The sequence below is a fragment of the Streptomyces sp. P9-2B-2 genome, from assembly GCF_030406865.1.
Lineage (GTDB): Bacteria > Actinomycetota > Actinomycetes > Streptomycetales > Streptomycetaceae > Streptomyces > Streptomyces platensis.
Genome location: NZ_CP129126.1, coordinates 6,637,288 through 6,650,286, shown reverse-complemented (window position 1 = coordinate 6,650,286; position 12,999 = coordinate 6,637,288). Strand labels below are relative to the sequence as shown.

Annotated in this window: 10 protein-coding genes; 3 read left to right on the top strand and 7 right to left on the bottom strand. The window is 73.5% G+C overall.

What is annotated here, in order from left to right; translation table 11 throughout:
• Positions 1-86 precede the first annotated feature (86 nt).
• A complete protein-coding gene (locus tag QT196_RS29335) occupies positions 87-998 on the bottom strand; it encodes an AraC family transcriptional regulator (protein ID WP_168481670.1) in 912 nt (303 codons plus the stop codon).
• A 135-nt stretch (positions 999-1,133) separates the two neighbouring features.
• Here QT196_RS29335 and QT196_RS29330 point away from each other — a divergent pair, with 135 nt between their 5' ends.
• The 3 genes from QT196_RS29330 (at position 1,134) to QT196_RS29320 (ending at position 7,705) form a co-directional block, all read left to right on the top strand.
• Positions 1,134-5,906, top strand: a complete 4,773-nt coding sequence (locus tag QT196_RS29330; RefSeq protein WP_290355997.1) for a DEAD/DEAH box helicase — start codon at positions 1,134-1,136, stop codon at positions 5,904-5,906.
• Between the two features lie 153 nt (positions 5,907-6,059).
• Positions 6,060-6,896, top strand: a complete 837-nt coding sequence (locus tag QT196_RS29325; protein ID WP_290355996.1) for a DNA-formamidopyrimidine glycosylase family protein — start codon at positions 6,060-6,062, stop codon at positions 6,894-6,896.
• A gap of 32 nt (positions 6,897-6,928) precedes the next feature.
• On the top strand, positions 6,929-7,705 hold the full coding sequence (locus QT196_RS29320) for an SDR family NAD(P)-dependent oxidoreductase (RefSeq protein ID WP_290355995.1): 777 nt from the start codon (positions 6,929-6,931) through the stop codon (positions 7,703-7,705).
• Between the two features lie 475 nt (positions 7,706-8,180).
• Here the strand turns inward: QT196_RS29320 and QT196_RS29310 are convergent, their stop codons facing one another.
• The 6 genes from QT196_RS29310 to QT196_RS29285 form a co-directional block, all read right to left on the bottom strand.
• On the bottom strand, positions 8,181-8,651 hold the full coding sequence (locus QT196_RS29310) for a DNA starvation/stationary phase protection protein (RefSeq protein ID WP_168481666.1): 471 nt from the start codon (positions 8,649-8,651) through the stop codon (positions 8,181-8,183).
• A gap of 194 nt (positions 8,652-8,845) precedes the next feature.
• The gene (locus QT196_RS29305) at positions 8,846-9,229 is read right to left on the bottom strand and encodes a helix-turn-helix transcriptional regulator (RefSeq protein ID WP_018092941.1); all 384 of its coding nucleotides are present in this window, start codon (positions 9,227-9,229) and stop codon (positions 8,846-8,848) included.
• Between the two features lie 94 nt (positions 9,230-9,323).
• The gene (locus tag QT196_RS29300) at positions 9,324-9,860 is read right to left on the bottom strand and encodes a nicotinamide-nucleotide amidohydrolase family protein (RefSeq protein ID WP_266738722.1); all 537 of its coding nucleotides are present in this window, start codon (positions 9,858-9,860) and stop codon (positions 9,324-9,326) included.
• Positions 9,857-10,507, bottom strand: a complete 651-nt coding sequence (gene pgsA / locus QT196_RS29295) for a CDP-diacylglycerol--glycerol-3-phosphate 3-phosphatidyltransferase (protein ID WP_085925229.1) — start codon at positions 10,505-10,507, stop codon at positions 9,857-9,859. Before pgsA ends, QT196_RS29300 begins: the two co-directional genes overlap by 4 nt.
• Positions 10,504-12,006 carry a 30S ribosomal protein S12 methylthiotransferase RimO gene (gene rimO, locus QT196_RS29290; RefSeq protein WP_168481664.1) on the bottom strand — a complete coding sequence of 501 codons (1,503 nt, stop codon included), beginning with the start codon at positions 12,004-12,006 and terminating at the stop codon, positions 10,504-10,506. The genes pgsA and rimO overlap by 4 nt, the downstream gene beginning before the upstream one ends.
• A 103-nt stretch (positions 12,007-12,109) precedes the next feature.
• Positions 12,110-12,916: a helix-turn-helix domain-containing protein gene (locus QT196_RS29285; protein ID WP_168481663.1), complete on the bottom strand. Its 807-nt coding sequence runs from the start codon at positions 12,914-12,916 to the stop codon at positions 12,110-12,112.
• Positions 12,917-12,999 lie beyond the last annotated feature (83 nt).

Genomic DNA, 12,999 nt, shown 5'->3' with positions numbered 1-12,999 from the left:
CTGGCACGTCCCGGACCTTAGGTTCCGGGACTGTCGCAGGTCTTGTACGTTCTTGCGCCCGGCGCGGGCGCCGCCCGACCGCGCGCTCAGAGCCCCTCCGCTCGTACCGCCCGCCGCTGGGCCGGCCGCTCCCTCCGGTACGCGCCGGGCGGTACGCCGACGATCCGGGTGAAGTGCCGGTTCAGATGCGGCTGGTCGGTGAAGCCGACGGCGACGGCCGTATCGGCGGGTGTGCGGCCCGTCTCCAGGAGCCTGCGGGCCCGGCGCACCCGGGCGTCGGTGAGCCAGGTGTGCGGCGGCATGCCGTACGCGCTCTTGAAGGCCCGCAGCAGCGCGAACGGGCTGGTACCGAGCTCCTGCGCCAGCCGCTCCAGGGAGGGCGGGTCGGCCATCCGCTCCTCCAGGACGGTCCGGGCGCGGGCGGCGGTCCGGGCGCCCGCGGTGTGGGGTGTACGCGCCGGGAGCGGGCCTCCGTACCGGCGCAGCAGGAGGGCGACGACGGTCCGCAGCAGGCTGTCGGCGGCCAGGGCGTTCCCGGTCTCGGCGGCCCGGTGGATCTCGGTGATCATGCGGCCGAGCTGTGGCTCCTCAGCGGTCGTCCGGTCGAAGCCCGGGGTGCCGCGCAGCGCCGTGGTCTCCTCGGCGATCTCGGCGACGAGCTCGTAGGACGGGTAGAGCGTGGCGTAGGTCCAGCCCTCGGGTGCGCCCGCCCGCGCGGTGTGCGCGACCTCCGGGTTGATCATGATGATGCCGCCGTGGCCGGCCCGGACGGTGCCCTGCCGGAGCCCGACCTCCTCGATGCCGGAGGTCACCGCGCAGACCACATAGCCGTCGTGCGCGTGCCGGGGGAAGGAGTGCCGGACGTAGCGGGCGCGCAGCAGGTCGAGGCCGGGCAGCCCGTCGTAGCGCCAGTGGCGCGCCCACTCGCCGCGCGCCCGTGGCACGGCCGCCGCGCCGGGCCCGCCGTCGGCCGCGCTCTCCCCGCTGACCATGACCATGCCGCCATTCTGCGTCCGCCGGACGGCCGCCGGCCCGCCCGTCCGAGGCGTGGACGGCCGGAAAAGGCCCGGTCGGCTGGGGTGGGCGCGGCGCGCGGGTCCGCGTTGTCAGTGGTCCGGTGCACGATGGGGGACATGGCCGAGGCAGCGTTCGAGACGTTCTCCCCCGCGACCCGCGGTTGGTTCGCCGGGGCGTTCAGCGCGCCCACGGCCGCGCAGGAGGGCGCCTGGCGGGCGATCGGCGCGGGCTCCGACGTCCTCGTGGTGGCGCCGACGGGTTCGGGCAAGACGCTCGCCGCCTTCCTCGCGTCGCTGGACGCGCTGGCGAGCAGTCCGCCGCCCGCCGAGCCGAAGAAGCGCTGCCGGGTGTTGTACGTCTCCCCGCTGAAGGCGCTGGCCGTAGATGTTGAGCGCAATCTGCGCAGTCCCCTGACGGGCATCCGCCAGGAGTCGGTCCGCCTCGGGCTGCCGGAGCCGGACATCACGGTCGGCATCCGCTCCGGGGACACCCCGCCCGCCGAGCGCCGGTCGATCGCCAACCGCCCGCCGGACATCCTCATCACGACCCCCGAGTCGCTGTTCCTGATGCTGACGTCCTCGGCCCGGGAGGCACTGGCGGGCGTCGAGACGGTGATCCTGGACGAGGTCCATGCCGTGGCCGGCACGAAGCGCGGGGCGCATCTGGCGCTGTCCCTGGAGCGGCTGGACGAACTCCTGGCCCGTCCGGCGCGACGGATCGGGCTGTCGGCGACGGTCCGCCCGGTCGAGGAGGTGGCCCGCTATCTGTCGCCGCGGCGCCGGGTGGAGATCGTCCAGCCGCCGTCCGGGAAGCGTTTCGATCTCTCGGTGGTCGTCCCGGTGGAGGACATGGGTGAGCTGGGCGGCTCGCCCGTCCAGGAGGGCGACACCGGTGAGAAGCCGTCCATCTGGCCGCAGGTCGAGGAGAAGATCGCCGATCTCGTCCAGGCCCATCGCTCCACGATCGTCTTCGCCAACTCCCGCCGTCTGGCGGAGCGGCTGTGCAACCGCCTCAACGAGATCGCCTACGAGCGGGCCACCGGCGAGGCCCTGCCGGAACACCACTCCCCCGCGGAGCTGATGGCCGAGGCCGGTGCCGCCAAGGGGGCGCCGGCGCTGCTGGCCCGCGCCCACCACGGTTCCGTGTCCAAGGAGCAACGCTCCCAGGTGGAGGAGGACTTGAAGGCGGGCCGGCTGCCGGCCGTGGTCGCCACCTCCAGTCTGGAGCTGGGCATCGACATGGGCGCGGTCGATCTGGTCGTCCAGGTGGAGTCGCCGCCTTCGGTCGCCTCCGGTCTCCAGCGCGTCGGGCGGGCCGGGCATCAGGTCGGCGCGGTCTCGACGGGCATCGTCTTCCCCAAGTACCGCGGCGATCTGGTGCAGGCCGCCGTGGTCACCGAGCGGATGCGCTCCGGCGCCATCGAGGCGCTGCGGGTGCCGGCCAATCCGCTGGACGTGCTCGCCCAGCAGCTCGTCGCCATGACCGCGATGGACACCTGGGACGTCGAGGAGCTGCTGACCCTGGTCCGGCGGGCCGCCCCGTTCGCCGCGCTTCCCGAGTCGGCGTTCACGGCCGTGCTGGACATGCTCGCCGGCCGCTATCCCTCCGACGCCTTCGCCGAGCTGCGGCCGCGCATGGTGTGGGACCGCGTCGCACAGACGGTCACGGGCCGCCCCGGGGCCCAGCGGCTGGCCGTCACCTCAGGGGGCACCATCCCCGACCGCGGCCTGTTCGGGGTGTTCCTGGCGGGCGGCGACTCCGGCAAGGGCGGCGGCGGGCGCCGCGTCGGAGAGCTCGACGAGGAGATGGTCTACGAGTCCCGCGTCGGCGATGTCTTCACACTCGGCACGACGTCCTGGCGCATCGAGGACATCACCCGCGACCGGGTGCTGGTCACTCCCGCCCCCGGGATGCCGGGGCGGCTGCCCTTCTGGAAGGGCGACCAGCTGGGCCGCCCCCTGGAACTGGGCCGCGCGCTCGGCGCGTTCCTCCGCGAGATCGGCTCGCTCGCGCCGGAGGACGCCGGGGCCCGGCTGTCCGCCGCCGGGCTGGACGACTGGGCGGTGTCCAATGTGCTGAGCTACCTCGCCGAGCAGAAGCAGGCCTGCGGCCATGTCCCCGATGACCGCACGATCGTCGTGGAGCGGTTCCGCGACGAGCTCGGCGACTGGCGGGTGGTCATCCACTCCCCGTTCGGCGCGCAGGTGCACGCCCCCTGGGCGCTGGCCCTCGGCGCCCGCCTCGCCGAGCGCCACGGCATGGACGCCCAGGTGATGCACGCCGACGACGGCATCGTGCTGCGGCTGCCCGACGCCGATCTGATGGGCCTCGATCTCCTCGACGGCGACAGCGGTTTCGACCCGTCCGCCGGACCGCCCGGCCACGGCGCGGAGTACGACCCCGAGCAGTCCCCCGTGGGCGCCGCCGATGTCGCCTTCGACCAGGGCGAGGTCGATCAGCTCGTCACGGACCAGGTCGGCGGCTCCGCGCTGTTCGCCTCCCGGTTCCGGGAATGCGCCGCCCGCGCCCTGCTGCTGCCGCGGCGCAGCCCCGGCAAGCGCACCCCGCTGTGGCAGCAGCGCCAGCGGGCCGCCCAGCTCCTCCAGGTGGCGAGCGAGTTCGGCTCCTTCCCGATCGTGCTGGAAGCCGTCCGCGAATGCCTCCAGGACGTCTTCGATGTCCCGGGCCTGACGGAGCTGATGGGGGACATCGAGTCCCGCCGGGTCCGCCTGGTGGAGGTCACCACCCCCGAGCCCTCCCCGTTCGCCCGCTCGCTGCTGTTCGGCTACGTCGCCCAGTTCCTGTACGAGGGCGACTCCCCGCTCGCCGAGCGCCGCGCCGCCGCCCTCTCCCTGGACTCCCGGCTGCTCGCCGAACTGCTCGGCCAGGCCGAGCTGCGCGAGCTGCTGGACGCCGAGGTGCTGGCCGAGCTGGAGCGCGAGCTCCAGTGGCGTACGGACGACCGGCGGGTCAAGGACGTCGAGGGCGTCGCCGACGTCCTGCGGCTGCTGGGGCCGCTGACCGATGCCGAGCTGGCCGAGCGCGGCGCGGATCCGGCCTGGCCCCGGGAGCTTGCCGCCGCCCGCCGGGCCCTCTCCGTACGGATCGCCGGCGCCGACCACTGGGCCGCCGTCGAGGACGCCGGCCGGCTCCGTGACGCGCTGGGCACGGCGCTGCCGGTCGGTGTCCCGGAGTCGTTCACCGAACCGGTCAAGGACCCGCTCGGCGATCTGCTGTCCCGTTACGCCCGCACCCACGGCCCGTTCACCTCCGAGCAGGCCGCCGCCCGCTTCGGCCTCGGGACGGCCGTCACCGACGGGGCGCTCCAGCGGCTCGCCGCCGCCGGCCGGGTGGTCCAGGGCGAGTTCCACCCCGCGGGCATCGGCCAGGAGTGGTGTGACGCCCAGGTGCTGCGCAGGCTGCGCCGCCGCTCGCTCGCCGCGCTGCGCGAGGAGCTGGAGCCGGTGCCGCCCGCCGCGCTCGCCGCCTTCCTCCCTCAGTGGCAGCACGTCGGCGCACCGCGCCCGGCAGCGGCCGGCGGTGTGTCCGCACCCCTCGGCGGCGCCGCGCACAGCCTGCGCGGCATCGACGGCCTGGTGCGCGCCATCGAGCAGCTCCAGGGCGCCCCGGTGCCCGCCTCCGCCCTGGAAAAGCTGGTGCTGCCGTCCCGTGTCGGCGGCTACACCCCCGCACTGCTGGACGAACTCACCGCCACCGGTGAGGTGTTGTGGGCCGGCGCCGGTGCGCTCCCCGGCAAGGACGGCTGGCTCTCGCTGCATCTCGCCGACTCCGCCCCGCTGCTGCTCCCGCCGCCGCTCCCGCTGGAACTGACCGCGCTGCACGAGTCGTTGCTGACCGCCCTCGCCCCCGGTTACGGGCTGTTCTTCCGCCAGCTCGCCGACCAGGTCCGCGCCACCACCCACCCGGACGCCACCGATCCGCAGCTGGCCGACGCGCTGTGGGACCTTGCCTGGTCGGGCCGGCTGACCAACGACACCCTCGCCCCGCTGCGCGCCCTCCTCGGCTCGGGCCGTACGGCAGGATCGACCGCCCATCGCGCCCGCCGCGCCGTCCCCCGGGGCCGGTACGGCTCGCTGACCGCGGCCGCGGGCCGCGGCGGCCGGCCCACCGCCTCCCGCTCCGGCCCGCCGACAGTGGGTGGCCGCTGGTCGCTGCTGCCCACCACCGAGCCGGACCCCACCCACCGCGCCCATGCCCTGGCCCGTGCGCTCCTGGACCGGCACGGCGTCGTCACCCGGGGCGCGGTCGCCGCCGAAGGGGTCGAGGGCGGGTTCTCCGCCGCTTACCGGGTACTGGCCGCCTTCGAGGAGTCCGGTCAGGCCCGTCGCGGCTATGTGGTGGAGGGGCTGGGCGCTGCCCAGTTCGCGATGGACGGGGCGGTGGACCGGCTGCGCGCGGTCAGCACCCAGCGGGAGCGCACCGCCGATGCCGCGCTGCCGGAGAGCGGCCCGGCATCGTCCCGGCGGGGCGGCCCGCAGCGCGCCGTGGTCCTGGCCGCCGCCGACCCCGCGAACGCCTACGGTGCCGCACTGTCCTGGCCCGAGCCGCCCGAGGGCTCGACCCACAAACCCGGCCGCAAGGCGGGCTCCCTGGTGGTCCTCGTCGACGGCGAGCTGACGCTCTACATGGAGCGCGGCGGCAAGACCCTGCTCATCTGGCCGCTCGGCCCCGCACCGGACCGGGCCGCCACGGACCCCCGCCTCCAGCTGGCCGTCGAGGCCCTCACGGATGCCGCCCGCGCCGGCGCCCTGGGCACCATCACCACCGAACGCATCAACGGCACCGCGGCCCTCACCTCCCCGTACGCCGTCACCCTGGAGACCGCCGGCTTCCACCCCACTCCCCGGGGCCTGCGCCTGCGCGGCTGACCACAACGGCGCTCTGCTCCGCGCCCGCCCCACGGGCCGAGGGCTCCCGGCTCCCGGCTCCCGGCTCCCGGCTCCCGGCTCCCGGCTCCCGGCTCCCGGCTCCCGGCTCCCGGCTCCCGGCTCCCGGCTCCCGGCTCCCGGCATGATGGTGGCATGCCCGAAGGTGACACCGTCTGGCGCTTGGCCCAGCGGCTCCACGACGCGCTGACCGGCGGCCCGCTGACCCGCTGCGATCTGCGCGTGCCCCGGCTGGCGACGGTGGATCTGACCGGCCGCGGGGTGCTGGGCGTCCTCCCCCGCGGCAAGCACCTCCTCACCCGCTTCGAGGGCGGTCTGACCCTCCACTCCCATCTGCGGATGGACGGTGCATGGCAGATCTACGCCCCGGCCGAGCGCTGGCACGGCGGCCCCGCCCACCAGATCAGAGCGATCCTCGGCACCGCGGACCACACCGCCGTCGGCTACCGCCTCCCCGTGCTCGATCTGCTGCGCACCGCCGACGAGCCCCGGGTCGTCGGCCATCTCGGACCCGATCTCCTCGGCCCGGACTGGGACCCCGCCGAAGCCCTGCGCCGCCTGCTCGCCACCCCGGAGCGCCCGCTCGGCGAGGCCCTGCTCGACCAGCGCAATCTCGCCGGCATCGGCAATGTCTACAAATGCGAGCTGTGCTTCCTGCTGCACGCCTCGCCCTGGCTCCCCATGGGAGCGCTCCCCCGGCCGGAACGCGTGCCCACGCTCGCCAAGAAGCTCCTCGAGGTCAACAAGCGACGCCCCGCCCGTATCACCACGCCCAGCGCCCGCCCCGACCGACGACTGTGGGTCTACGGCCGGGCCGGCCGCCCCTGCCTGCGCTGCGGCGCCGGTATCCGCACCGCCGACCAGGACCCCGCCGCCGAGGAACGCGTCACCTACTGGTGCCCCACCTGCCAGCCGGACCCACGGGGCAGCCACCCCACCGGCCGGCCCGGAGGACCCACGCACGCCAATTGACGCCCCGTCAGATCCCTCCCTACCCTCGTCCCATGCCTCTCACGGCGTACGACCTCACGGGCCGCACCGCGCTCGTCACGGGCGCGGCGAGCGGCATCGGCCGCGCCACCGCCACCCTCCTCGCCGACGCCGGAGCCACCGTCCACTGCGCCGACCTCGACGCACAGGGCGCGCAGGCGACCACCGCGGCCATCACCGCGGCAGCGGGCTCCGCACACGCCCATCAGCTCGATGTCACCCGGCGCGACCAGGTCGCCGCCGTCGTCGACGCGGCCCGCAGCGCCACCGGCCGCCTCGACGTCATGGCGAATATCGCCGGAATCATGCACTCCGCCCCCGTCCTGGAGACCGAGGACGCGGATCTGGACCGGGTCTGGAACACCAACTTCAAAGGCGTGCTGTACGGCTGCCAGGAGGCCGCCCGCGCCATGATCGCCACCGGCACCCGGGGCTCCCTCGTGAACATGGCCTCCGGCGCGATCGACACCGGCGCCCCCGGCCTGCTCTCCTACGGCGCCGCCAAGGCCGCCGTCGTCCAGCTCACCAAGACCCTGGCCACCGAGATCGGCCGGCACGGCATCCGCGTCAATGCCGTCGCCCCGGGCTGGATCCGTACGGCGATGACCGACCGCCACACCGCGGAGGCGCAGCAGCAGGCGGAGGGCCCGATGATCCGGATGTCGCCCCTGGGGAGGGTGGGAGAGCCGGAAGACGTCGCCCACACCGTGCTGCACCTGGCATCGGACGCCTCGTCCTTCATGACCGGCCAGGTCCTCCGCCCGAACGGCGGCGTCGCCATGCCCTGGTGACCGCCCCCCGCCGCTCCCGTACCCGCCGGGCCGCCCGCGCCATGGCGCGATGACAGAGACCGTCCTTCCGGTTCGCCCGCGGCACGCAGTGCACCGGCAGCAGACTGAGCCCCCAGCCGCCCACCAGCACGGCCCCCTCGACCACCCCCGCCGACTGCGGCCACACCACCAGCCGGACCGCGGCCCACCACCACAGCCCCCCGGCGACGACCCCGGAGAGGACGACGGCCGCGGATATCCGGCGCCCCGGCACGGAACGCGGACGCCGTCCAACCGGTCCGCGGGCCGCGAAGTCACGCCACCCCATGGCTGCCTCCTCCGGCCGACGCTAGACGGGCCCCGCCGCCCGGCGGGAGGGCGCACCGGGGCATTTCCGGCGCGCAGCCGGCCCCGCAAGCCCCGGAACGTCCCTGGACGCCGCCGACCCCGTCAGGCACACCCGAGAGCCCGCGGCCTCAGCGCCCGCCGCCGTCCGTCACTGGGCCTCGGCCTGGAACATCCAGTGGTGCTTCTCCAGGTCGGCGGTCAGCCCGATGAGGATGTCCTGGCTGACCGGGTCCGCCTCCGCGGTGGCGAGGATCCGCTCGCGCATCCGGCCGATGACCGCGCTCAGCGCCTCCACCATCGCCCGCACCACGTCGCCGTCCTTGATCCAGCCGTCCGTGACCTCGGCGATGCCGCTGGTCTTGGCGACGGTGACCGCCCGCCCGTCCGGGGACACCCCGATCGCCGCCGCCCGCTCGGCCACCGTGTCGGCGTGCTGCCGTCCACTGGCGACGACCTCGTCGAGCTGGAGATGTACGGAGCGGAAGCGCGGACCGATGACGTTCCAGTGCACCTGCTTCGCGACGAGGGAGAGATCCACCAGGTCGACGAGGGCTCCCTGGAGGGCGTTCCCGACGATGCCGCGGTCCCCGTCGGACAGTGTGCTCTTGACGACAGACATCCAGATACTCCTGTTCGGGCGATTTATCCGGTTCGGCCATCGTATAAATGAATCGCCCGTTCCGAGCTGCCCGGACGGTCCGGCCGAGCGCCCGCCGGGGCCCCGATGCGCCGCGCACCCCCGCCCCCGTACGGGCAGCACAAAGCCCCGGCAGGCTGCGCCTACCAGGGCTTCGATGCGTACGAACAGGGGTGTCAGGCCGCGACGACATCCACGACGTCGGCCGGGGACTTGATGGTCACGCGGTCCTCCGGCACACCGGCCAGGGACGTGACGGACACCGAATTGAGCTTCGGCCGCACCGGTGCGGGCACCGGGTCGCTGGCGGCCGCGGACGCTGCCAGCTCGGCGAGCGCCAGCTCATCGCTGACCTCCCGCATGAGCTCGGACATCCGCACATCCAGTGCGTCACAGATCGACGAGAGCAGCTCGGAGGAAGCCTCCTTCTGCCCCCTCTCCACCTCGGACAAATAGCCGAGCGATACCCGGGCGGAGGAAGAGACCTCGCGCAGGGTTCGGCCCTGGCGCTGACGCTGTCGGCGCAGCACGTCACCCAGCAGGCGACGAAGCAGAATCATCGCTGGCTCCCTCCTCGGACCTCGGATCCGGATCCTTCTCGCCCCACCGTACCGCCTCGGGCGGTACCAGTGCCGGGCGCAAGTACGTGTTCACTCAGGGCTGCAAACATCCATTCCCCCCGTGTTGTTCCGTATCCTGTGCCCGCATATTTTCTGTCAGTTCGCTCAACAACAGTGCGAGCACGGCGCGAATGGTGTCCTGGCGAATCCGGTCACGATCCCCCGCCAGCGACAGCCTGCGCACCGCTCCGGCACCGTCCGGTCCCTGCACCGCCACGAAAACGGTGCCCACCGGATGCCCGTCCTGCGGATCGGGGCCGGCCACACCCGTGGTGGCCAGGCCCCAGTCGGCGCCCAGCACCCGCCGCGCACCGCTCGCCATCTGCCGGGCGACCTCGCCGTCCACGGCACCGCGCGCGGCCAGCAGGGCGCCGTCCACGCCCAGCACGTCCCGCTTGACCTCGGTCGCATACGCGGTGACCGAGCCCCGGACCACCCGCGAGGCCCCCGGGACGGCGGTCAGCGCGCCCGCCACCAGGCCGCCGGTCAGTGATTCGGCCACAGCCAGGCTCTGTCCCCGCCCGGCGAGCATCTCCAGCGCCCCGGCGGCGGCAGAACCCGGCCCGTTCACCGCGCCGCGTCCCGCTCGGCGCGCACGGCCCGCTCCCGGGCCAGCCCGGCCCGGCGCAGCACCACGGCCTGCCGAACGTAGTCGAGCCCGGTGACGACGGTCAGCGCCACCGCCACCGCCATCACCCACCAGCGGAAGGTGGCCAGCGGACCCGTGAGCACCAGGACGTACATCCCGACCGCGGTGCCCTGCGCCAATGTCTTGATTTTGCCGCCGCGACTGGCCGGAATGACACCGTGCTTGATCACCCAGAACCGCATCAGCGTGATGCCGAGCTCCCGGAAGAGGATCACGCCGGTCACCCACCAGGGCAGATCACCCAGCACCGACAGACAGATCAGCGCGGCACCCATGATCGCCTTGTCCGCGATCGGGTCGGCGATCTTGCCGAAGTCGGTGACCAGGTTGTACGCCCGCGCCAGATGCCCGTCGAACACGTCGGTGATCATGGCGACGGCGAACGCGGCCCAGGCGAAGACGCGCCAGACCGGATCCGTACCGTCGTCGTGCATCAGCAGCAGCACGAAGGCCGGGACCAGCACCAGCCGCAGCATCGTCAGGACGTTGGCGATGTTCCACAGCCCGGCCTGCCGGACGACCGGCGCCGTGCGCGGGCCACCCGCTGCGGATGCCGGGACTCCGGTCATCTGCCCGCCTCCTCGGTACACCCTGTGCCCTCCACCGACAGCACCTCCGCGACGAGGTCCACGCCCTCGCTCGCCACCACCTTTGCTTCGACCATACGACCGGGCTCCAGTTCCCGGTCGGTCGACAGCAGGGTGACGCCATCGGTCTCCGGGGCCTGGTGCGCGGCCCGCCCGACGACACCGTCCTCGTCGTCGGTCCGGTCGACCAGCACCCGCAGCGTCTCGCCGATCCGCTCCTCGGCGCGCTGCGCGGTCAGCTCCTCTGCCAGCCGGGAGACCCGCGCCAGCCGCTCGGCGACCACGTCCGGGTCGACCTTGTCCTCGTACGAGGCGGCCTCGGTGCCGTCCTCGTCGGAGTAGCCGAAGACGCCGATGGCATCGAGCCGGGCCTCGGTGATGAAGCGCTCCAGCTCCGCCAGGTCGCTCTCGCTCTCGCCGGGGAAGCCCACGATGAAGTTGGAGCGGGCTCCGGCCTGCGGCGCCTTGGTGCGGATCGTCTCCAGCAGCTCCAGGAAGCTGTCGGTGCCGCCGAAGCGCCGCATCGCCCGCAGCACACCGGGCGCCGAGTGCTGGAAGGACAGATCGAAGTAGGGCGCGACCTTGTCGGTGCCGGTGAGCACGTCGATCAGGCCGGGCCGCAGCTCCGCGGGCTGGAGGTAGCTGACCCGGATCCGCTCGATGCCGTCGACGGCAGCCAGCTCCGGCAGCAGCGTCTCCAGCAGGCGGATGTCGCCGAGGTCCTTGCCGTAGGAGGTGTTGTTCTCGGAGACCAGCATGATCTCCTTGACGCCCTCCCCGGCCAGCCAGCGCGTCTCCCCGAGCACATCGGAGGGCCGGCGGGAGATGAAGGAGCCGCGGAAGGACGGGATGGCGCAGAACGAGCAGCGCCGGTCGCAGCCGGAGGCCAGCTTCACCGAGGCGACCGGGCTGGTGCCGAGCCGGCGGCGCAGCGGGGCCCGCGGTCCGGAGGCCGGCGCGATGCCCTCCGGCAGGTCCTCGGGCGGGGCGGCCGGCTCGTCGGTACCGGACTGGGCATGGCCGGGCAGCGCGACCGCGGTGGAGCCCTGGCGCTCGGCCGGGCTGATCGGCAGCAGCTTGCGGCGGTCGCGCGGGGTGTGGGCCTCGACGTTTCCGCCGCTCAGGATGGTCTGGAGCCGGCCGGAGATATCGCTGTAGTCGTCGAAGCCGAGCACTCCGTCCGCCTCGGGCAGCGCCTCGGCGAGTTCCTTGCCGTAGCGCTCGGCCATGCAGCCGACGGCCACCACGGCCTGGGTTCTGCCATGATCCTTCAGATCGTTGGCTTCCAGCAGGGCATCTACGGAGTCCTTCTTTGCGGCCTCGACGAAACCACAGGTGTTGACGACGGCGACATCGGCATCGGCGGCTTCCTCGACGAGCTCCCAGCCGTCCGCTGCCAGGCGGCCTGCGAGCTCCTCCGAGTCCACCTCGTTACGGGCGCAGCCAAGAGTGACAAGGGCGACGGTACGGCGTTCGGGCATAGGGCTCAGCCTACTTTGTCCCGGCCACCCCCTCGGCGCGCAGGTCTCCGCCGCCGGTCCCGGGCCCCGGAGCCGGGCGGCGGACGCCCCCTGACAAGGGCACTCAGCCCGCCTGGGGATCCCCCGGCGTGTAGCTGAGCCGCTCCACGGTGCCCTTCTCGCCGACCTGCTTGACCTCCTTGCCGTTGACGTACAGCTGCACGGCTCCGGCGTTACCGAGGACCAGGTCGATCCGCTTCTTGTCCGTGATGGTCTTGGATTCGCCCTGCTTGAGCAGACCGTCCTCCAGGAGCTTGCCGCTGGCGTCCTTGGCGGAGATCCAGCTCTGGCCGTCGCGGGCGGTCACCTTGATCGTGACCTTGTCCTTCGGCAGTCCGGCGACGGCGCTGTCGGAGGGCTCGGGCTTGAGGGTCGGCCTGATGGTGGAGGAATGGCGGGTGGGCGCCGGCGCCGGCTTCGCATGGGCGTCACCGGCCGCGACCTGGCCGCCGTCGCTCTTGTCGCCGCCCGTGAAGAGCGTGAAGCCCGCGAATCCGACCACGGCGACGATCGCCGCGACCATCGCCGCGGTCCAATTGGGGCGGCGCGGCTCGGAGCGGATCCGTTCGGCTTCGTAGAGCGGTGCGGCGGGGGTCGGCGCGGGCCGGCCGCCGTGCTCGGCGTCGAACCGGTCGATCAGGGGTCGGGAATCAAGGGATACGGCACGGGCGAGCGCCCGGATGTGCCCCCGGGCGTAGACGTCGCCGCCGCAGCGGGAGAAATCGTCCTGCTCGATCGCGTGCACGAGAGGGATGCGCACCCGTGTCGTCGTACTGACCTCTTCGACGGTCAGTCCCGCTCCGATACGGGCCTTCTGGAGGGCAGCACCGACGGAAGGCCGGTCTGCTTCGGGGGAGTTGCCGATGGACACGGAGGCGCCTTTCGAGCGTGTAGCCACCTGCTGGAAGTTCAGTCTAGGGGTGGAGCGAAAGGGTCGGGCAAGCGGGAGAGCGG